General features: G+C 63.5%; 11 protein-coding genes. 5 read left to right on the forward strand and 6 right to left on the reverse strand.

What is annotated here, in order from left to right; translation table 11 throughout:
- Window positions 1–34: 34 nt before the first annotated feature.
- A complete protein-coding gene (locus ACVMIH_RS22700) occupies window positions 35–547 on the reverse strand; it encodes an AMP-binding protein (RefSeq protein ID WP_456863409.1) in 513 nt (170 codons plus the stop codon).
- Between ACVMIH_RS22700 and ACVMIH_RS22705 the strand changes: the two genes are divergently transcribed.
- From ACVMIH_RS22705 to ACVMIH_RS22715, 3 genes are all read left to right on the forward strand, one after another.
- Window positions 542–1,714, forward strand: coding sequence for an acyl-CoA dehydrogenase family protein (locus ACVMIH_RS22705; RefSeq protein ID WP_456855263.1), 1,173 nt, complete (start codon window positions 542–544; stop codon window positions 1,712–1,714). The two genes, ACVMIH_RS22700 and ACVMIH_RS22705, sit on opposite strands and share 6 nt — an antisense overlap.
- 156 nt (window positions 1,715–1,870) lie before the next feature.
- Window positions 1,871–2,485 (forward strand): TetR/AcrR family transcriptional regulator, encoded by a 615-nt coding sequence (locus ACVMIH_RS22710; protein WP_076828126.1) that lies wholly within the window; start codon window positions 1,871–1,873, stop codon window positions 2,483–2,485.
- A gap of 283 nt (window positions 2,486–2,768) precedes the next feature.
- Entirely contained in the window at window positions 2,769–3,959 is a 1,191-nt protein-coding gene (locus ACVMIH_RS22715) for an OpgC domain-containing protein (RefSeq protein ID WP_057018168.1), read from the forward strand.
- Between the two features lie 46 nt (window positions 3,960–4,005).
- On the opposite strand, the gene ACVMIH_RS22720 is transcribed toward ACVMIH_RS22715, so the two are convergent.
- Window positions 4,006–5,295, reverse strand: coding sequence for an MFS transporter (locus tag ACVMIH_RS22720; RefSeq protein WP_057018169.1), 1,290 nt, complete (start codon window positions 5,293–5,295; stop codon window positions 4,006–4,008).
- 762 nt (window positions 5,296–6,057) lie between these two features.
- Between ACVMIH_RS22720 and ACVMIH_RS22725 the strand changes: the two genes are divergently transcribed.
- On the forward strand, window positions 6,058–7,572 hold the full coding sequence (locus ACVMIH_RS22725; protein ID WP_456855262.1) for a helicase HerA domain-containing protein: 1,515 nt from the start codon (window positions 6,058–6,060) through the stop codon (window positions 7,570–7,572).
- A 161-nt stretch (window positions 7,573–7,733) separates the two neighbouring features.
- On the opposite strand, the gene ACVMIH_RS22730 is transcribed toward ACVMIH_RS22725, so the two are convergent.
- Together ACVMIH_RS22730 and ACVMIH_RS22735 are read right to left on the reverse strand one after the other, a co-directional pair.
- Entirely contained in the window at window positions 7,734–14,756 is a 7,023-nt protein-coding gene (locus tag ACVMIH_RS22730; protein ID WP_456863412.1) for a beta strand repeat-containing protein, read from the reverse strand.
- A gap of 39 nt (window positions 14,757–14,795) precedes the next feature.
- Complete coding sequence (locus tag ACVMIH_RS22735; RefSeq protein ID WP_229189200.1) at window positions 14,796–16,106, reverse strand: autotransporter strand-loop-strand O-heptosyltransferase; 1,311 nt, start codon at window positions 16,104–16,106, stop codon at window positions 14,796–14,798.
- A gap of 144 nt (window positions 16,107–16,250) precedes the next feature.
- Here ACVMIH_RS22735 and ACVMIH_RS22740 point away from each other — a divergent pair, with 144 nt between their 5' ends.
- Window positions 16,251–17,054, forward strand: coding sequence for an FkbM family methyltransferase (locus tag ACVMIH_RS22740; RefSeq protein WP_057017785.1), 804 nt, complete (start codon window positions 16,251–16,253; stop codon window positions 17,052–17,054).
- A 19-nt stretch (window positions 17,055–17,073) separates the two neighbouring features.
- Here the strand turns inward: ACVMIH_RS22740 and ACVMIH_RS22745 are convergent, their stop codons facing one another.
- Together ACVMIH_RS22745 and ACVMIH_RS22750 are read right to left on the reverse strand one after the other, a co-directional pair.
- Window positions 17,074–18,486, reverse strand: coding sequence for an HlyD family type I secretion periplasmic adaptor subunit (locus ACVMIH_RS22745; protein ID WP_057017786.1), 1,413 nt, complete (start codon window positions 18,484–18,486; stop codon window positions 17,074–17,076).
- Entirely contained in the window at window positions 18,470–20,611 is a 2,142-nt protein-coding gene (locus ACVMIH_RS22750) for a type I secretion system permease/ATPase (protein ID WP_057017787.1), read from the reverse strand. The genes ACVMIH_RS22745 and ACVMIH_RS22750 overlap by 17 nt, the downstream gene beginning before the upstream one ends.
- Between the last annotated feature and the right edge of the window lie 370 nt (window positions 20,612–20,981).

A 20,981-nucleotide genomic window follows, 5' to 3' on the forward strand; every position in this document is an offset into this window, starting at 1 on the left:
GAAGATGCGATGGTCGGAAGATGGGTTGAAGCGTTTAGTGAGCTTCAAACGTGTTGCGCAGCTCGATCTCCGTCCCGACGGTTCGCCAGATCGAACGATCGACGAACAGCACCCGATCCTCGGCGTGGGCGAGCAGTCTTGCGATATCAAGCGCGTGCAGGCGCGCATTGATGGTGTGCAGCACCGCGCCCATGCAGGGCACGGCGAGATAAAGCTCGAGGTGACGGCGCGAGTTCCAGGCCAGCGTGGCAACGCGCATGCCGCGCTCGACGCCGATCTCGGCGAGGAAGTTGGCGAGCTGGCCCGCGCGGCCGAGCAGCTCCGCATGGCTGATGACATGGACGCGGTCGCAATACCGCGTCGTCACCGTCTTGTTCGGATAGAGATCCGCGACACGTCCCTCACCAGATTGAGGGTGAGCGGGACCTGCTGCATCAAGCCTGCGAGCATGCCGTATTCTCCGGAACTTCCGCAAAACCTTGACATCTGCCGGAAGGCGGCGCAACATTTTTCGAAGATTATTCGACTTTTGGTGCCCGCGATGCATTTTGAGCTTCCCGACGACCTCCGCGTTCTGCAAGGCCGGATGCGTGAATTCGTGCGCAGCGAGCTACAGCCGCACGATGCCGCGATCGAGGCGACCGGCAAGGTGCCGGACAGCGCCATGGCCGGCCTGCGCAGGATGGGATTGTTCGGCACCAACACGCCGAAGCAATTCGGCGGCCTCGGCCTCACGATGCTGGGCAGCTGCATCGCGATCGAGGAGCTCGCGAAGGCCCACACCGCCTTCTACTATCTGAGCGGGGTCAACGTTCACATCGGCTCGAAGGCGATCGAGCTCTACGCGCAGCCGGCGGTTCGCGACCGATGGCTGCCGGAGCTCGCCAGCGGACGGGTGATCGGCGCGTTCGCGCTGACCGAACCGAATGCCGGATCCGATGCCGCCCGGATCCAGACCCGAGCGCGGCGGGACGGCGATCATTACGTGCTCGACGGCCGCAAGACCTATATCACCAATGCGCCCGCGGCCGGCGTCTTCACGGTGTTCGCCACGCTCGATCCCTCCGCCGGCGCCAAGGGCATCGCGGCCTTTGTCGTCGACGCAAAGACGCCGGGCCTTGCCATCGGCCGCCTGGTCGAGATGGCTGCCGGACGCGGCTCGGAGCACGCCGAAGTGATCTTCGAGGATTGCCGTGTTCCGCGCGAGAATCTGCTGGGACAGGAGGGCGAAGGATTCGCCATCGCGATGCGGTGCCTGGATGCCGGGCGCACCCATTGGGGCGCCTATTGCGTCGGCGCGGCGAGCCAGCTGCTGGACTACGCGCTCGACCATGTCTCGGAGCGCGAGACGTTCGGACGCAAGCTGCGCGACCATCAGGGCATCGAGTGGCAGATCGCCGACATGGCGAGTTCGCTGCATGCCGCGCGGCTTGTCGCCTATGAGGCAGCCTGGCGTTACGACCAGGGCGATGCCGCCGCCCGCACCGCCGCGGCAGCGCTCTCCAAATATACCGGCGCCGACATGGTGCAGCGCGTCGCCGACACGACCATGCAGCTGTTCGGCGGTGCCGGTTATTCAAGAGACCTGCCGATCGAGCGCATCTGGCGGGAAACGCGGGTGGTCCGCATTCTAGACGGCACCTCCGAGATCATGCGCCAGATCATTGCCCGCAACGCGTTCCGCACACATGAACGGCGGAACGCGCCGGTCTGACCCGCAGGCTTTACCGCTGTATCCCGTCGCAATAGCACTTGTGTTCCGATCCCGCTGCCTTACTGTTTTTTTTACGGGGATGAGATTCCTGCTTTGACGCGTCTTCCTTGCGCGAACCGGTATCCACTTCGCGCGAAAACGCTCTTGGAGACCACCGTGGCTTCGGGGACGACACTCAAGCTCAAGCAGCAACGCAGCCGCGACCGGCGCGAGCAGATCCTCACGGCGGCCACCAAGCTGTTTGGCGAAAAAGGCATCGACGGAACCTCGCTCACCGAGGTCGCCGCCGCGGCGAAAGTACCGCTCTCCAGCATCTATGATTATTTCGAGGACAAGCGCGCGCTGGTGCTCGATGTGCCCGAAGGCAATTTCGAGGCGCTGTATCAGAAGACCGAGCCGCTGCTGGTCAAGGGTGGCGATCCCGTCGACCAGCTCCGCATCATCTTCCTCACCAACTTCCAGTACATCAAGGACAACCCGAGCTGGGGCCGGGTGTTCTTCCTCGAGATCTGGCCGAGCGTGCTTGCCGCCGAACCGCGGATCAAGAAGGCGGTCGACAGATACGCGCTGCGCTATGTGCAGTTGATCAGGCAGGCGAGCCGCGCCGGCACCTATCGCCGCAATCTCGATCCCTACACCGCGATGTCGCTGATGATGGGCGGGATGTGCCACCTCACCGCCGTCTGGCTGCTTTACGGCCGCAAATACGATCTGGTGAAGAAGGGCAAGGCGCTGTTCACCACGCTGCATAACGGGTTTGTGCAGCGTTAGCCGCGCCGGTGCGCGGCCGGCTCTCGTAGAATGGGTAGAGCGAAGCGAAACCCATCATTCGTCAGGTCGACACGGAGCGATGGGTTTCGCTTCGCTCTACCCATCCTACGCACCGCGTGGTTCGCGGCGCGAACGATTTGATCCAAATTCATCGCTGTTTGGCCGGCTATGGCGGCGATCCGTTTCCGGAAAACCAATACACAACCGTCGAAATCCTGTTCTAGTATGACGTCGTGGGCGACCCGCGACCGGACACGCGGGCACTCGGGATGGGAGCGTACCGATGGACGTCAAGGCTGTTCTGCCGCCGCGTGGCCGCGACTATCGCCTCGATCTGCTGCGCGGCTTCGCCAACTGGGCGATCTATCTCGATCACATCCCGAACAACGCGGTGAACTGGATCACGCAGAAGAATTTCGGCTTCAGCGATGCGGCCGATCTGTTCGTGTTCATCTCCGGCTACACCGCATCCTTCGTCTATGCGCGCATGATGCTCGAGCGCGGCACCGTGATCGGCGCCACCCGCCTGATCAAGCGCGCCTGGCAGATCTATGTCGCCCACGTCCTGCTGTTCGTGATCTATATCGCCGAGATCGGCTATCTCTCCCAGCGCTACCACGACCCGAACCTGCAGGACGAATTCAACGTCGCGGGCTTCATGCACAATCCGGCCGAGACGCTCTATCAGGGCCTGATCCTGGCGTTCAAACCGGTCAACATGGATGTGCTGCCGCTCTATATAGCGCTGATGCTGTGCTATCCGCTGGTGCTGTGGGCGATGCTGCGCAAGCTCAATCTGACGCTGCTGGCCTCGTTCCTGCTCTATCTCGCGGCGCGGCAATTCGGCTGGAACCTGCCGGCCTATCCGTCCGGCTCATGGTATTTCAATCCGTTCTGCTGGCAGTTCCTGTTCGTGTTCGGCGGCTGGTTCGCGCTCGGCGGCGCGAGCGAATCGATCACGTTCATCCGCTCGCGCGCCTTCCTTTGGCTCGGCGGCGCCTATCTGCTGTTCGCGCTGGTCATGACCTTGGCGGGCCGCTTCCCGGAGCTCGGACAGGCGATGCCGGCCTGGCTCTATGACGCCTTCAATCCGAACGACAAGACCAACCTTGCGCCTTATCGCGTGCTGCACTTCATCGTCCTCGCCTTCTTCGTCACCCGCTTCCTGCCGCGCGAATGGCCCGGATATGAATGGCCGATCTTCCAGCCGATCATCAAATGCGGCCAGCAGTCGCTCGAAGTGTTCTGCACCGGCGTTTTCCTCGCGGTCATCGCGCATGTGCTGCTGGTCGAGGTCTCCGGCAGCATCTGGATGCAAATCGCGGTCAGCATTGTTGGCATCGTGCTGATGACCGCACTCGCCTATTACCGCTCCTGGTCGAAGAAGGTCGACAAGGCGCCCGCGAAGGTACCCGTAGCTGCGCAGACGCCCGTGGCCGCGCAGACGCCAGCGACCGCGAAGCCGGCGGAGTAAGTGACGGCGCGCGGCCGAAGCCGCGCGCAACGTGCAAAGTAGCCTGCTATCTCGCCAGCGGCTTGCCGGCCGTCTCCGGCGCCAGGGCGATCAGCGGCAGGCCGACTACATAGATCAGCGACAGCATCGAAATCGCCAGCGGGAAGCTGCCGGTGCGGGCGGCGAGCGCGCCGATCAGGGTCGGGCCGGCGGCGCCGAGCACGCGGCCCATGCTGAAGGCGAAGCCGGAGCCCGAGCCGCGCAGCGCCGAAGGAAACATCTCCGGCAGCCAGATCGTGAACAGGCCGAACACACCATTGGTGAAGAAGCCGAGCACCGGCAGCAGCACCATGAACAGCGTCAGGCTGTCGAGCCATTCGATCGCGACCTCATAGGAGACCACGACGGAGATCAGCCCGCCGACGAAGAACAGCACCGCGGTGCGGCGCCGGCTGCCGAGCCAGGTAGTTAGCCATGGTACAAGGAGGCAGCCGATCAGCGTGCCGACATTGGTGATCAGGCCGGCCACCGCGCCCATCTCCTGCGCGTGCGCCGGCGTCGCGCCCGCGGCGACCAGCTTGGTCGAGATCACGGTCGGGGCCCAGAAGTTCGACGACCAAAGGCCGAAGATGATGCAGGCCATCATCAGCGCCGCGGCCCAGGTGGTGCGCGCCTGGTCGCCGGCAAACAAGGCCGCGACCGACGGCTGCTCGTGCGCAGCCCTGCGCTCGGGTTCGGGAATGTTGCTGCGCAGATACGCGATCAGCAGCGCGGGCAGAATGCCGAGCAGGAACATGCCGCGCCAGCCCAGCGTGCTGCCAATCGCAAGCGTGACGGCGGCGGCGAGGAATAGCCCGGTCGGCGTCGCCGTGTGCAGCCATCCGGCGAGCCGCACCCGCGTATTCTCCGGCACGGATTCCTGCAGCAGCGGCGTGCCCGCGGCCCATTCGCCGCCGATGCCGAAGCCGGCAACAAAGCGAAACAATGCGAACATCACGATACCGGTCGCAAGCCCGCACAGCGCCGTGAACAGCGAGTAGACCAGCACCGTCCAGCACATGATCCGGACCCGTCCGTAACGGTCCGCGGCCCAGCCCCAGACCATCGAGCAGGCCCAGCCCAGCATGAAGATCGAGAACAACAGCCCGCCATAGATGCCGATATTGGCCTTGCTCGGCTCAATGCCGCTGGCCGGCAGCAATTCGCTCAACGCGCCGACCAGGATGTAGGCGTACATCGACGAATCGAAGCCATCGAGCATCCAGCCGAACCAGGTCGCCCAAAACACTTTTCGCGGCGACACTGCGCCAGGCGCCGCGACCGACGGCGCTACGGCATCAACGATGCTCTCAGTCATGTTTCCTCGCACGTTTCTTTTGTGCGGCGGACTATGACGAGGTTTGCGCGCCGAGACACCACCGGCAAACGGGACGGAGGTATCCGGCATGAGAATAGCGACGCCGATCACATCGACGTCACTGCGAACGCCCGCTCCTTCTACGAAGCACGCACGGAACGCCGGAAAATGTAGAAAGCGATGATGACCAGCGGCGGCACGGCAAGTGCGAGCCAGGAGGCTGGTCCCAGATCCCGTCGCCGAGGGGCGCCGAGACCTGCCCGAACGCGATAACGGCAAAGATCAATACCGACGCCGGAAAGATTTACGCGATCTCGCTCCCGACATCAGGATCGCTCCGCCACATGCGCGCGTGAGCGGGGATAAGATCCGTGAAACCTTCGATTTTTGGCGGATGCCTTCGACAACGCGAGCCTTGCAAGCTGGGATCAATCCCGTTTGGATCGGGAAGAATGTAGGAAATGAATGCGTCGTAGTTGAACTCAGACATTGAGTTCGACGGGCTGAGAGTTCGACGGGCTGCTTAAATAAGAGCGGGTCCGAACCGGGCCGGATCGCGCAGCTGAACAGGAACTGGTTCGAAAAAATCTACATCAGACATGCAAGCTAAACACGTTGTAGTGGCTCGATCAATCTTCATCTCGTCCGGCGAGCATCAACACCGTCCCCCTCCCCGCGCCTGGGGATGATGGTGCGGTTCGCTCGACGCGGCGCGATCAGCTTGTTAAGCCGCCTCTCCGCAAGGGCAATTTGAGTCGGGACATGACCGTAGCGATCGAGATGGGACAAACGACGGCCGGCACTTCGGCGGCCATCGACCTCGAGGAGCTATTGGCGACACGCCTGCTGGTGCAGGGCAACTCGGGTTCCGGCAAATCCCATCTGCTGCGCCGGCTGCTGGAGCAGAGCGCCCCCTGGGTGCAGCAGACCATCATCGATCCCGAAGGTGATTTCGTCACCCTGGCCGAACGATTCGGCCACCTCGTCATCGACGCCGAGGACCACACCGAGCGAAGCCTGCAGGTCGCCGGCGAGCGCGTGCGCATCCATCGCGTCTCCACGGTGCTCAATCTCGAAGGGCTCGACGCGGAGAACCAGATGCGGCGCGCCGCAGCCTTCCTCGGCGGGCTGTTCGACGTCGCCCGCGATCACTGGTATCCGATGCTGGTGGTGGTGGACGAGGCGCAGCTGTTCGCACCGGCGGTCGCGGGCGAGGTGTCTGACGAGGCGCGCAAGCTTTCGCTCGGTGCAATGACCAATTTGATGTGCCGCGGCCGCAAGCGCGGGCTTGCCGGGATCATCGCAACCCAGCGGCTGGCGAAGCTCGCCAAGAATGTCGCGGCCGAAGCGTCGAACTTCCTGATGGGCCGCACCTTCCTCGATATCGACATGGCGCGCGCCGCCGACCTGCTCGGCATGGAACGGCGGCAGGCGGAAGCCTTCCGCGACCTCGAGCGCGGGCAATTCATGGCGCTGGGACCTGCGCTCTCTCGCCGTCCACTGGGCTTGCGCATCGGTCCGACCGACACCCAGCCGCGCAATGCGGCGCCGCGGTTGATGCCGCTGCCTGAAGCGGCACTGGAGGACGCGCGCGCGATCATCCTCGCCGCTCCGCCGCCGGAAGCGGCGCGGCCGCAACGCCGGACGCCGTCGCCGGACCTGCTCAGCCAGTTGATGGCCGCCAAGCAGCCGGCAGCGGAGCCAGATCCCGAAGCTGCGGAGCCGCCGCCGAGCGCCGAGCAATTGGCCGAGCGGCGGGAACGGCTGGACCGTATCCTGCGCGCCATCCTCGCCGAACCCGACGCAGGCTTTCGCGCCATCGGCGTGCTCTATCAGGAGTTCGTGGTCCGCTGCCGGATCGAGGGTCTCGGTGCCGTGGTGCCGGAGCTGACCGACTTCCGCCGGATGCTGACGCGCGCCCGCGCCGGGCTCGGCGCCGATGTCGCGGACGACGACGCCTGGCAGGACGTCTCGCTGCGTGCGGCCCTGCTGCCCGAGGACATGCAGGGCGTCTTCATGATGATCGCGCGCGCCGCGAAAGAGGGCTGGCCGTGCCCGAGCGATGCCGCGATCGCCCGCGCCTACGGCACGCATTCGCTGCGCCGCGCCCGGCATCTTCTGACCTACATCGAGGAACAAGGCCTGATCGTCTGCCAGCTCGACGGTGCCGGTCGGCGGATCGTCACCCTCGTCGAGCTCGCCTGGGCCACCGCCGCGGCCGACCCGAATGTGGACGACCAGGCGGCGGAAGCAGCCTGTAACGGCTCGTCGCTGTGATCAGGTGCTGAGCAGGCGTTAAGTGTTGAGCGGCATCGCGGAAGCGCTGCAAGACTGGAAAAAGGCCCGCCAGGAGGCGGGCCTTTTCATCTTTGCCGGTTGAGGGATCTTGGTTGCGGAGGGCCCGCAACAGGCCCTCCACAGCCGCCTATCTCAAGCCCTTACGCATGCTGCGGCTGCGCAAGCTGACTGACCTGCATCGCCGGCGGATCGACAACCGAGGTACCGCCATGGCCGTCGCTCGAGGCCGTGAATGTGGAAGCCATGTAGTTGCCCAGCAGCGCAATGCTGGCGGTGACAGTGCCGTCCGTCACCGTGAGCGTTCCGCCCGAGGCGTTTCCGCTGAAGGTCGGCGTTTGAACGTTCGCGAAATTGATATTCGCGAAATCGATCGTGTCCGAACCGGACATCCCGGCGACAGTTCCGGTGAAGCTCGCGGAATTGTCGAGCTTCAGCGTCCCCGTGCTGCCCAGGAACGTAACGGCGGCGTTCGAAGCCCCCGTCAATTCCAGGGTGGTACCCGCTGCGATGGTGGCAGTGCTGGGGCTCTCTCCCGTTACGTTGAAAGGCTGCCAGACACCCCACGCACTGCCATCATAGGCCCGGATCCAGAGCTGGTCGGTGCCGGAACCGGCCTGATAGGTCGTCTGGGCAAGTTGTGCCGAAGTGACGTCGATCTCTGTATTCGCAGACTGGTTCACGCCGTTGACATTCCAACGCCCGTTCGTGTTGGAATCCCACAACGCATATTTCGTGATGGTATCGCCATCCGCGTCCGTCGCGCTGACCAGGCTCGAAGCCGCGAAGACCTGCCCCGAGACTGTCGTCACGTTCGAGACCGAGACTGTCGGCGCCTGGTTCGTTGCGGTGGCCGTGAAGCTCTTCCAGGCGCTCCACATGCTGCCGTCATTGGCCTTAACCCAGAGCGTATCCGATGGCGAGCCACCGGGGCCGAAGACGTAGCTCACCTGTGACAGGTTGGCCGCGCTCACATCGATCTCGGAGTTGGCGGCCTGGGCGACACCGTTCACAACCCAATGGCCGTTCCCGCCGGTGTCCCAGAAGGCGTACTGGGTGATCGTATCGTTCTCGGCGTCCGTGACCGAGAACAGGCTCGTGGCCGCGATCGAATGGCCGTGAATCCCGGTCACGTTCGATGCGGTAACGACCGGAGCAGTGTCGGGTCCCGGCGTTGCCGTGAAGCTCTTCCAAGCTCCCCACATGCTGCCGTCATTGGCGCGCACGTAGAGCGTATCGGGCGTCGAGCCGCCGGGACCGAACACGTAGCTCACCTGCGACAGATTCGCCGCCGCAACGTCGATCTCAACGCCGGCGGCCTGGGCGACGCCATTCACCACCCAGTGACCGTTTCCTCCGGTGTCCCAGAACGCGTACTGGGTGATCGTGTCGTTCTCGCTGTCCGAGACCGTGAACAGGTTCGAGGCCAGAGCCGACGTCTGCCCATGAATCGCCGTCACGTTCGATGCCGTGACGGTCGGAGCAGTGTCCGGTCCCGGCGTTGCCGTGAAGCTCTTCCAGGCTCCCCACATGCTACCGTCATTGGCGCGCACATAGAGCGTATCGGGCGTCGAGCCGCCCGGTCCGAACACATAGCTCACCTGCGACAGGTTCGCTGCCGCAACGTCGATCTCGACGCCGGCGGACTGCGCGACGCCATTCACCACCCAGTGGCCGTTTCCACCGGTATCCCAGAAGGCGTACTGGGTGATCGTGTCGTTCTCATTGTCCGAGACCGTGAACAGGTTCGAGGCGAGCGCCGACGTCTGCCCATGAATCGCCGTCACGTTCGATGCCGTGACGACCGGAGCAGTGTCGGGTCCCGGCGTTGCCGTGAAGCTCTTCCAGGCTCCCCACAACGAGCCGTCATTGGCGCGCACATAGAGCGTATCGGGCGTCGAGCCGCCCGGACCGAACACATAGCTCACCTGCGACAGATTCGCCGCCGCAACGTCGATCTCGACGCCGGCGGACTGGGCGACACCGTTCACCACCCAGTGGCCATTTCCTCCGGTGTCCCAGAACGCGTACTGGGTGATCGTGTCGTTCTCGCTGTCCGAGACCGTGAACAGGTTCGAGGCCAGAGCCGACGTCTGCCCATGAATCGCCGTCACGTTCGATGCCGTGACGGTCGGAGCAGTGTCCGGTCCCGGCGTTGCCGTGAAGCTCTTCCAGGCTCCCCACATGCTACCGTCATTGGCGCGCACATAGAGCGTATCGGGCGTCGAGCCGCCCGGTCCGAACACATAGCTCACCTGCGACAGGTTCGCTGCCGCAACGTCGATCTCGACGCCGGCGGACTGCGCGACGCCATTCACCACCCAGTGGCCGTTTCCACCGGTATCCCAGAAGGCGTACTGGGTGATCGTGTCGTTCTCATTGTCCGAGACCGTGAACAGGTTCGAGGCGAGCGCCGACGTCTGCCCATGAATCGCCGCCACGTTCGATGCCGTGACGACCGGAGCAGTGTCGGGTCCCGGCGTTGCCGTGAAGCTCTTCCAGGCTCCCCACAACGAGCCGTCATTGGCGCGCACATAGAGCGTATCGGGCGTCGAGCCGCCCGGACCGAACACGTAGCTCACCTGCGACAGGTTCGCCGCCGCAACGTCGATCTCGACGCCGGCGGCCTGGGCGACGCCATTCACCACCCAGTGACCGTTTCCTCCGGTATCCCAGAACGCGTACTGGGTGATGGTATCGCTCTCGTTGTCCGAGACCGTGAACAGGCTCGAGGCGAGCGCCGACGTCTGCCCATGGGCCGCCTTCACGTTCGATGCGGTAACGACCGGAGCAGTGTCGGGTCCCGGCATCGCCGTGAACGCCGTCCAGGCTCCCCACAACATTCCGTCGCTGGCCCGCACGTAGAGCGTATCGGGCGCTGAGCCGCCAGGGCCGAACACGTAGCTCACCTGCGACAGCTGCGCTGCAGAGACATCGATCTCGACGCCGGCGGATTGGGCGACACCGTTCACCACCCAGTGGCCGTTGCCACCGGTGTCCCAAAGGGCGTACTGGGTGATCGGATCGCCGTCTGGATCCGTGGCCGTGAAGATGCTGGTCGCGGGATCCGACTGCTGCAGGTGGCTTCCAGTCAGGTTCGGCGCTGTGACGACCGGAGCCCGATCGGGTCCCGGCGTTGCCGTGAAGCTCTTCCAACCTCCCCACAATGTCCCGTCATTCGCCCTGATATACAGCGTGTCAGGGGCCGACCCTGTCGGCCCGAAGACGTAGCTCACCTGCGACAGCTGCGACGCCGGAACATCGATCTCGACGCCGGCGGCCTGGGCAACACCATTCACCACCCAGTGGCCGTTTCCGCCGGTGTCCCAGAAGGCGAACTGGGTCATCGTATCGGGATCCGGATCGGACACCGTGAACAGGCTCGATGCGGCAACCGATGTCTGACCGTGCGCTGCAGTGACGTTGTTTGCGTTCACGGTCGGTGCGGTGTCCGCAAATGCCGTTGCCGAAAATTTGGTCCAGCCGCCCCAAAGCGTGCCGTCATTGGCCCGCACGTAGAGCGAGTCCGTCGATCCAGTGGGACCAAATACGTAGCTGACCTGCGACAGGTTCGCCGCGGACACATCGATCTCGGTGTTGGTGGCCTGGGTGACACCATTAATGGCCCAATGTCCGTTACCCTCGGTGTCCCAGAACGCGTATTGGGTGATCGTATCGCCGTCGGCGTCCGACACGCTGAAGAGGCTGGAAGCCGTTACAAAACTCTGGCCAAGGATTGCGTGTATGTCGGACGCGGACGTGACCGGCGCGCTGTCGGCACGCGCCGTGATCAGCGTGCCGGTGCCGGAATCCGCGCTGACGCCGAATCGCACGCCGGGCGTCTGATCGAGCTGCAGGTCGAAGGTGGAAGCCCCCTCCGTGACATGCAGGATATTGCCCGGAAGCAAGGTCGCCGACCCGCCGGATACGAAATTGAGGCCTGCCAGATCGATGCTGTCGCCCAGCACCAGCCCGCTGATGGTGGTGGATATCGACGTGCCATCGATCTTGAGCTGCCCGCCCGAGCCGCTGAAGGTGATGCCGCCGCTCGCGACGCTCCCGGCCTGCAATTCGAGCAAGCCGCCGGAAATGATGACCGGCCCCGTGAAGCCGCCCGACGATACGATCTCGGTGCCGCCGGCAAATACCGCGACGTGGCTGGTCACCGTGCCGGCAACGTTGAACGTGCCGCCGCTCGACACCCCGACGTCGTGCACCGTAGCGCCGGCGAAAACATTCAGGACGCCGCCGCTGGACACCCCCGCGTGGGCCAGCGCACCGCCCGAGAATACGTTGACCGTGCCGCCGGCTATGCCCGTGCCCGTGCCGGAGACCGATGTGCCGGTGACGACACCACCCGAGAAGACATTCTCGACGCCGCCGGTATAGACGCCGACCGTGCTGAGCACGGTGCCCGACACGTTGAGCGTGCCGCCGCTCGAAACGGCGACGAACGCCGCCGAGCCGCCGGCCTGGACGTTCAGTACGCCGCCCGAGTTGACGCCGGTCCCGGAGCTGATGGCGCCGGTGATCAGGCCGCCAGACAACACATTCTCGACACCGCCGGCATTGACGCCGTTATTTCTCAGCACGGTGCCCGCAACATTGAAGATGCCGCCGTTATACACGCCGACAAAGGAAGCCGTGGCGCCAGCGGACAAGTTCAAGGTACCGCCCGAAACCCCAGTCCCCGATCCGCTCGCCCCTGAGATCGATCCTCCGGACAAGACGTTCTCGACGCCACCGCTGAAGACTGCTGTATTGCTCAGCACATTGCCCGCGACATTGAAGGTACCGCCGCTCGACACGCCGACGTGAGCAGCCGAACCACCGGCCTGAACGTTCAGTATGCCGCCCGCGGAAATGACGGTCGCCGCACTCGACGCCCCGGAGATCAGGCCGCCGGACAGCACGTTCTCGACACCGCCGTCGGTGATCGTCGTGTTGCTGGTGATCGTGCCGGCAACACTCATGGTGCCGCCACTCGACACCGTGATGTTGTGCGCGGTACCGCCGGCCGAAACGTTCAGAGCGCCACCGCTCCAGGCCGTCACGTGAGCAAGTGAACCGCCCGCAAGGACGTTGAGTGTGCCGCCGGAAATGGACGTCCCGGAGCCTGACGCGCCGCCGACAATACCACCCGAGAAGACGTTCTCAACGCCGCCGGCAGAAACGGTCACATTGCTGAGCACGGTGCCCGACACATTGAACGTGCCGCCGCTCGAAACGGTCAGATAGGCCGCAGCACCGCCGGCTTGCAGGTTCACGATGCCGCCGGAGGAAATGACGGTCCCGGAGCCGGAAGTTCCGGAGATCAGTCCTCCGGACAGCACGTTCTCGACACCACCGTCCGTGACCAGCACGTTGCTGGTGGTTGTGCCTCTGACATTCATGGTGCCGCCGCCCGACACCGTCAGGTGGTGCGCCGTGCCACCGGCAGAGATGTTCAGAACGCCGCCGCTGGAAACCGTCGCGTGATCCAGCGCGCCGCCGCCAAATACGTTGACGGTACCGCCGGATATGCCCGTCCCCGAGCTCGTGACGCCGGTGACAACACCACCCGAAAGAATGTTCTCGACACCGCCGCTGTTGACAGAGACGTTGCTCAGCACTGTGCCCGCCACGTTGAACGTGCCGCCGCTCGATACGCCGACGAAGGCGGCCGAGCCGCCCGCGAACAGGTTGAGCGTGCCGCCCGAAATTCCCGTTCCGGATCCGCTCGCGCCCGAGATCAGACCGCCCGAATAGACGTTCTCCACGCCGCCGGCAAAGACGCCGCCATTGTTGAGGAAGGTGCCGGACACGTTGAAAATGCCGCCACTCGAAACGCCCACCCATGCGGCCGAGCCGCCCGCGAGTACGGTTAGTGTGCCGCCGGCAGAGACCCCTGTTCCGATTCCAGCGCCACCCGAGATCAGCCCACCCGAATAAACGGTTTCCACGCCTCCGTTGTATACGGACCCTGCGCCCACATAACCGGACACGTTGAACGTGCCGCCGCTCGAAACGCCGACGTAGAAGGCCGATCCGCCAGCCTGCAGGTTGATCGTGCCGCCCGAAATTCCCGTTCCGGAGCCGGCCGCACCAGAGATGAGCCCGCCGGACAAGACAGTCTCGACGCCGCCGGCCAACACGCCGGTATTGCTGGTAATGGTGCCGCCGACGCTGAGCACGCCGCCGGACGAAACCAGGATGTGGTCGGCAATGCCGCCGGCCTCGATGATCACCCTCCCGGCATCGCCGATACCCGTCGCCGAGCCCCCGGCGAGAACGTCGAGCAGACCGCCGGCCGAGATTTGCGCCCCCGACGCAAGACCGCCGGACGAAACGGTTTCGACGCCGCCGCTGAGCACGAACTGGTTGGTGACGACGCCGCTGTCGTTCAGCGCACCGCCGGCATAGACGAACATTGCGGTCGCCGACCCGCCCGTCTGCACGTTCACCGTGCCGCCGGAGATCGCGGTGCCGAAGCCTCCGGACACGCCGAGGACCACGCCGCCCGACAGCACGTTCTCTACGCCGCCGCTATACACCCCGACGGTGCTCAGCACCGTGCCCGCGACGTTGAAGACACCGCCGTTCGAGACGGCGACATAGGCGGCCGAGCCGCCTGCCAACAGATTCAGGGTGCCGCCGGAAACGCCGGTGCCGGCACTGTTGTTGCCGGAGATAAAACCACCCGAGGAGACGTTCTCCACGCCGCCGGTGTAGATACCAACGTTGCTGAGCACCTTGCCCATTACGTTGAAGGTGCCGCCGCTCGACACCCCGACGAAGGCGGCCGAGCCGCCAGCCAGCAGGTTGACCGTGCCGCCCGAAATTCCGGTCCCCGATCCGCTCGCGCCGGAGATGAACCCGCCGGACAGGACATTCTCGACACCGCCGGTCAACACGGCGGTATTGCTGTTGACCATGCCGGCCACGTTGAGCGTGCCGCCGTTCGAGACGGTGAGATGATCGGCCCCGCCACCTGCGCTGATGACGGCACTGCCGCCGCTGGAAATCGCGGTGCGGACCGCGTAGCCGCCGGAGTCGACCAGGAGCTGGCCGCCGCCAGATAGCCCCGTCGAAACTGCCGAGCCTCCGTTGAGGACCTCGAGAATATTGGACCCCGTTTCGATCAGTCCTGAGCTGGTAACACCCGAGCTTACAAATGTTGTGCTCATGGCAGCGCGGCCCCCCAAAAAAACAGTGCTTGAAAACGGCTAAAGCTTAAATCCAGGAATCGTTCTAATCACCGACTTGACGTGATCCACGGTGATCAGCCTTGTGCATTCGAACTGACGCGGCGTCCCCTTGTGGCGGGGACACCAGAAGAAATCCTTGTGGTCGAATCGAACTGCCGGATCGTTCCAGCAGCTGTTGCACGCGTGATAGTTGATGACCCGGTACGGCGTAGCAAATTCATTTGTCGGATGCGTGAATCCCGAGATCATCACGACCGGGGTGCCGACCGCCCAGGCCAGCCATGAGAGGCCGCTGGAAAGGCCGACGAAAAACGCCGCGTGCTTGAGCAGGTTCGCCCGCTCCTGGATCGGCCGATCACCGGTCCAGTCCTCCGCGCCGTTGGGAATGTGATTCCATACCAGCTCGTGGCCGTGCGTCGGTTTCTGATCGATGCAGATCACGCGGTAGCCGGCTTGCGTGAGAAAGCCGGTCAGCTCCCGCCAGCCGGCGGGGTTATTCCAGTATTTGCATTGCGTGGTGCTCTGCACCGCGATGCAGACGTAAGGCTCGGGAAAGGGCCTGCGATCATCCGCAAGCGAGATGCGGGGCGCCACCTCGGCGGGATCGACGCCGAGGATGTAGCCCGCGGTCCGGTGCAGCCCGACATGGCGGAAGTCGCTCGGCTGGAACACGAAGTTCTTGTCGTCGAAGAACAATCCGACGCTGTACGTGGCGTAGTAGCGGTCGGTCTGAATTTCCTCGTGGGTGACGAAGTTGATCTCGGGATACGCATCCCGGAACAGCGGAATCAACTTTTCCGCCATCGCACAGGTCAGCCTGCACCCATGCGCTTCCCCGAACTTCGCCACATAGGGAAACCAGCCGATCGTGTCGCCCAGGGTGCCGATAGGAAGCTGGATCAGGACGTGACGGTCCCTCGCATTGTACTCGTGCGAGAACACGACATCATCGCCCTGCAGAACCTCGATCCGGAAACGAACATAGTATCGCTTTGAGCTGTTGACCCGGCCGCCCGCGAACTGCGTCTCGAAAAGAAGATTGCCGCACTCGGCGTCCCAGATCCGCACGCGCCAGGGAGTTTCGGCCTCGGGACAGAATACCCGGGCGCCATCGTTGAAGTCGAAGCGCAGTCCCTTGGGACCCACTTGAGTCGGCAGTTCGGCGGCCGCGGGATAGGCAGGCTTCGGCGCGTCGGCATCTGACGAAACAGCGTCCGACTTGACCGGTACGGCGCTGGTCGAACGATCAACGATTACTTTGGGTTGGTCAGTCACATGGTCAATCGAGCGATTCAGCCCGATCGCCGGCGCGACGGCAATGGCATTCACGAATATCCCCTGCCCTAAAATATAGATTACGCTTAAAAAGTAGACGGAACGTAAGCGAGATTGACAACCGCGTCAACGGACGAAACCTTGGCGAGTACCCCTCCCGGCCGCTTCCGCTGGCGCAGACACAAAGAAATACAAACGATGAGCCGCAACCCCAGCAAGGTCCCATTCGTCATCGCAGCGTCAGCGCACGGCCCGCTGATCGTAAACCGGCTGGACTACCACACGGCGGGTGAGCACACCTTTGGAGTCGGGATCCAGATCCTCGAGCACGGCGTGTTCGATGCCACCGAAATCGAGCTGACGAAGGGCCTTCTTGCACTGCGAAGAACCTATCGGGGCGATGGCGTCGTCGCGATCGATTGCGGGGCAAACATCGGCGTTCACACCATCGAATGGTCCAAACATATGGACGGCTGGGGCTCGGTCCTTGCGATCGAAGCGCAGGAGCGGGTCTATTATGCGCTTGCCGGCAACATCGCGATCAACAACTGCTTTAATGCGAAGGCCATACACGCGGTTATTTCGTCGGAAACCGGGAAAACCCGGGTGCCGAACTTAAGCCACCAGGAGCCCGCGAGCTTCGGGAGCCTGGAGGTGACGCGACGCCCGGCTACCGAGCAAATCGGCCAAAAGGTCGATTATTCCGAGGCCAACAGCACCGAAACGGCGATGGTCACCCTGGATTCCCTGAAGCTCAGCCGCTGCGATCTGATCAAGATCGACGTCGAAGGGATGGAATTGAAGGTGCTGGAAGGGGCCAGCGCAACGATCCAGCAGCATCACCCCGTCATCCACGCCGAATTCATCAAGACCGACAAGGCTGAACTCGTTCGCAGGCTGAACAGCCATGGATATCGGACGTACGACGCCGGGCAAAACTGCCTTGCGATACACGAATCCGATCCAAGCTTGAGCCACGTGGAATCCCGGACCCCGTCATGACGGGTCGACCTGCCGGCTTTCACCGCTCTCGGAGAGCATCCTGCCGGTAGCGCATGATCGGCGACAGCAAATAGCTCATGACGCTGCGGGCGCCCGTCCGGATTTGGACGGTGACGGCCATTCCCGGCGAAAGACTGATCTCCTTGTCGTCGATGATCATCTTGGTCCGGTCAATTGAGACATGCGCGATATACGCCGGCGCCTGACCCTTCGGCTCGCTGCTTTCTTCCGTCCCTCCGCCATTCGTCTCACGGGCCGAGTCCCGCGACCTGTCCCGGGAGACAGAATCGCGCGAGACGCTGACGATCCTGCCGTGCAGCAGGCCGTAACGCGTGAAGTTGAAAGTATCGACCTTGATCTCGGCGTCCTGACCCGGGTGCACAAAGCCGATGTCGCGATTTGAAACCATCGCTTCGATTTCGATCTGATTATCGCTCGGCACCACCACCGCGAGCGTCTGGGCGGGAGTTACGACCCCGCCGACCGTGTGCACAGCCAGTTGCTGCACCACGCCATCGATGGGCGCCGCAAGCTTCTGAAGCTTCGTCCGGTGCTCGGCCTTGGCCACCTCGTCCTTGAGGCTGCCGGCCTTCTGCGTCGCCTTGGCCAGATCATCGTACAAGCGGTGGCGGTATTCCGAGACGAGCTTGGCGCGCGTCTCATCGAGGGCTGCCACGGCTGCATTGGCCTCTTCGAGCTTGCTCCGCTGCACCAGGATGTCCTGCTGCAGCCCGACGAGTTCCTGGAGCTCCGACAAATATTGCAGCTTCGAGCCGTACTCCCTGTCGGCCAAGTACTTGCGAACCCCGACCCGCTCTTGCAGCACCGGAAGCAAAGCATCGATCTTCGCGATGCCGGCCTCGATTGTCCTGGTCTCCGCGACCTTCTGGACCCGTTGCCGATCCAGTTCCGCCAGCTTGGCGCGCTGCTCCGAATCCTGGCTCCGCAAGAACTCCAGGTGCATTTTAATCAAGGCAGGCGGCGTGTCGTCCGGCGCCCCGTCAAGCGCGCCGGTGTTTCCGTCGAGTGCGGAGCGCGTGCGCGAAATGTCCAGCAATGCCGAGAGAAGATCGTTTTTCAGGTGCTGAAGCTCGGCCTGATTGCTCGTCGGATCCAGCTCGATCAGAACCTCGCCCGCCTTGACGGTCTGGCCGTCGCGAACGTGAATGGCCCGGACCACGCCGATTTCGAGCGGCTGAACCAGCTTGACACGATCGCCCGGCACGATCTTTCCCGATGCAGAGGCAACGATGTCAATCTTGCCGAGACCGGCCCACGCGACCGCGCAACAGAACAACGCGGCAATCAGGACGCCGGTAAGCCTGGCCGTCGGAGATGGCGGCGTCTCGACGATTTCGAGGGCGGCCGGCAGGAAAGCCAGTTCGTCCCTCGATTTGCCCCCGGCCGGAAGCGCTTCACGAGCCGACTTCATGGATCCCCGCCTGCAACCGGTACAGTGACGCGTATCTTCCGCCTGTGCTGAGCAGCTCCTCGTGGGATCCCTGTTCGACGAGCCGCCCGCGATCGATGGTGATGATTCGATCGGTGCGCCTGACCGCGGACAGACGATGCGCAATGACAAAGACCGTTCGCCCCCTCACGATCCGGTTCATATTGTCCTGAATGACCCTTTCGCTTTCATAGTCCAGCGAGCTGGTCGCTTCGTCGAAGATCAGGATGCGCGGGTCGGTGATAAGGGCCCGCGCGATCGCGATACGCTGCCGCTGCCCTCCCGACAGGCTGTTGCCGCGCTCGCCTACGACAGTGTCGTAGCCTTCCGGCAGCTCCAGAATGAACTCATGAGCTCCCGCAAGCTGGGCCGCCGCGATCACCTGCTGCATCGGAGCGGCCGGGTCGGCGAGCGCGATGTTTTCCCGCACACTGCGATTGAACAGCACGTTCTCTTGCAGGACGACGCCGACCTGGCGACGCAGCCACGCCGGATCGACCATCGCAAGATCGACTCCATCGACGAGAACCCTGCCCTTTTCCGGGACGTAAAGGCGCTGGACCAGCTTCGTGAAGGTGCTCTTGCCTGAGCCGGACGGACCGACGATGCCGACGACCTGGCCGGCGGGAATGTTGATGTTGATGTCGTGCAGCACTTCCGGCCCATCCACACGATATCGGAAGGATACGTGCTCGAGTGTGACCTGGCCCTTGATGGGAGGCGGCACCGCGCGACCGGGATTGAACGTCTGCTCCGCCGGCGTGTTCAGGATATCGCCCAGCCGCGCGACCGAGAGCCTGGCCTGATGGAAGTCCTGCCAGAGCTGCGCCAGTCTCAGGACCGGAGCGCTGACGCGCGAGGAGAACATGTTGAAGGCGATCAGCTCGCCCACCGTAAGGCTGCCGTCGATCACCAGCTTGGCACCGGCGTAAAGGATCACCGCGGTGACGAGCTTGCTCACGAACTGAACCGATTGGCTCGCAACATTCGCCAGGCTGAGCACGCGGAAGCTCGCGGCAACGTACTCGGCAAGCTGCTCCTCCCAGCGGCGCTGCATCTGCGGTTCGAGCGCCATGGCCTTGATCGTCTCGACACCCGTTACGCTCTCGACAAGAAAGGCCTGGTTTTCGGCGCCGCGCTCGAATTTGGTGTCCAGCCGCTGACGGAACAGCGGCGTCGCGCCGGCCGAGATACCGACATAGAGCGGGAAGGATCCAAGGACGATCCAGGTCAGGATCGGCGAGTAGACGAACATCACCGCGATGAAAACTGCGGTGAAGAACAGATCGATCACCACCGTCAGGGCAGAGCCGGTCAGGAAGTTGCGAATATTCTCGAGCTCGCGGACCCGCGCAACCGAGTCGCCGACCCGGCGCGCCTGAAAATAGGCAATCGGAAGGCCTATGAGGTGCCGGAACAGGCGGGCTCCCAGTTCGACGTCGATCCTGTTCGTCACGTGAGAGAACAGGTATGTCCGCAATATGCCGAGGGCCGTCTCAAAAACCGCAATGCCTATCAAACCCACCGCGAGCACATCGAGCGTACTGAGCGTGTGATTAACGAGGACCTTGTCGATCACCACCTGGAAGAACAGCGGCGACACGAGCGCAAACAGCTGCAAGAAAAAGGAGGCGATCAACACCTCCAGGAAATGGTAGCGATATTTGTGAATGGCTCCCAGGAACCATGACAAATCAAAGCGACGGGCAAGGTTGACCAGTCCCGCCCGGCGGCTCACCAGGATCAGCCGGCCGGCCCACACCGCCTCCAGGTCGGCCCTCGTGATCAACTCCGGGCGCTCTGACAGGGGTGACTGAACGAGGATCTTGTCTGCGCCCACCTTGGCAAGGATCAGATGGCCGCCGTCGCGCAACAGGGCAATGGCCGGAAGCGGGACCTTCTCCAGCCTCAGCCAGTTGCTGCTCACCTCGCGGGCCTTGACGCCGGTCGAGCGCGCGTAGCGCAGCATCTCCGGCGTTGCGAACGAGCCATTCCCGAATTGATGACGAATCTGATCGACATCGGCCGGGATACCGTGAAAACGCAGCAACATCACGAGTGCAACTATCCCGCTGTCTGCTGTGCTGCCGCCCCGCGTTTCAATCATTTCACGATTAATCTGTTGAGTAGCTGAAATTGACTGCAGTCGAATGAGCCGGGATTGCCGTAAGCGCGCCCTGCCCCCGCCCTTACAACTTCGCCGTCAGTGCAAACTGACTGTTCGCAGCGAACCAAAGAGCAGCAGATGAATATGACAGCCAGAGTACTATGGCTCTCCGGCGAGATGCAATTGGCGTTATGAACGGCCGCGCCGGATTCGCGAGCTCGATCATGCCGATCGAGGAACCCTTAGCGGAGCCGTTCGAACTCGGGCCGAGGTCCGTAGTCTTACGGATCGCGGCACGGATGCCGCGTCGGCGCCGGCCCCCTTGACGTCTGTTGACTACACCGCGGCAGTCAGTTGAATGTCACTTATT

The organism is Bradyrhizobium sp. USDA 4503, assembly GCF_054055815.1.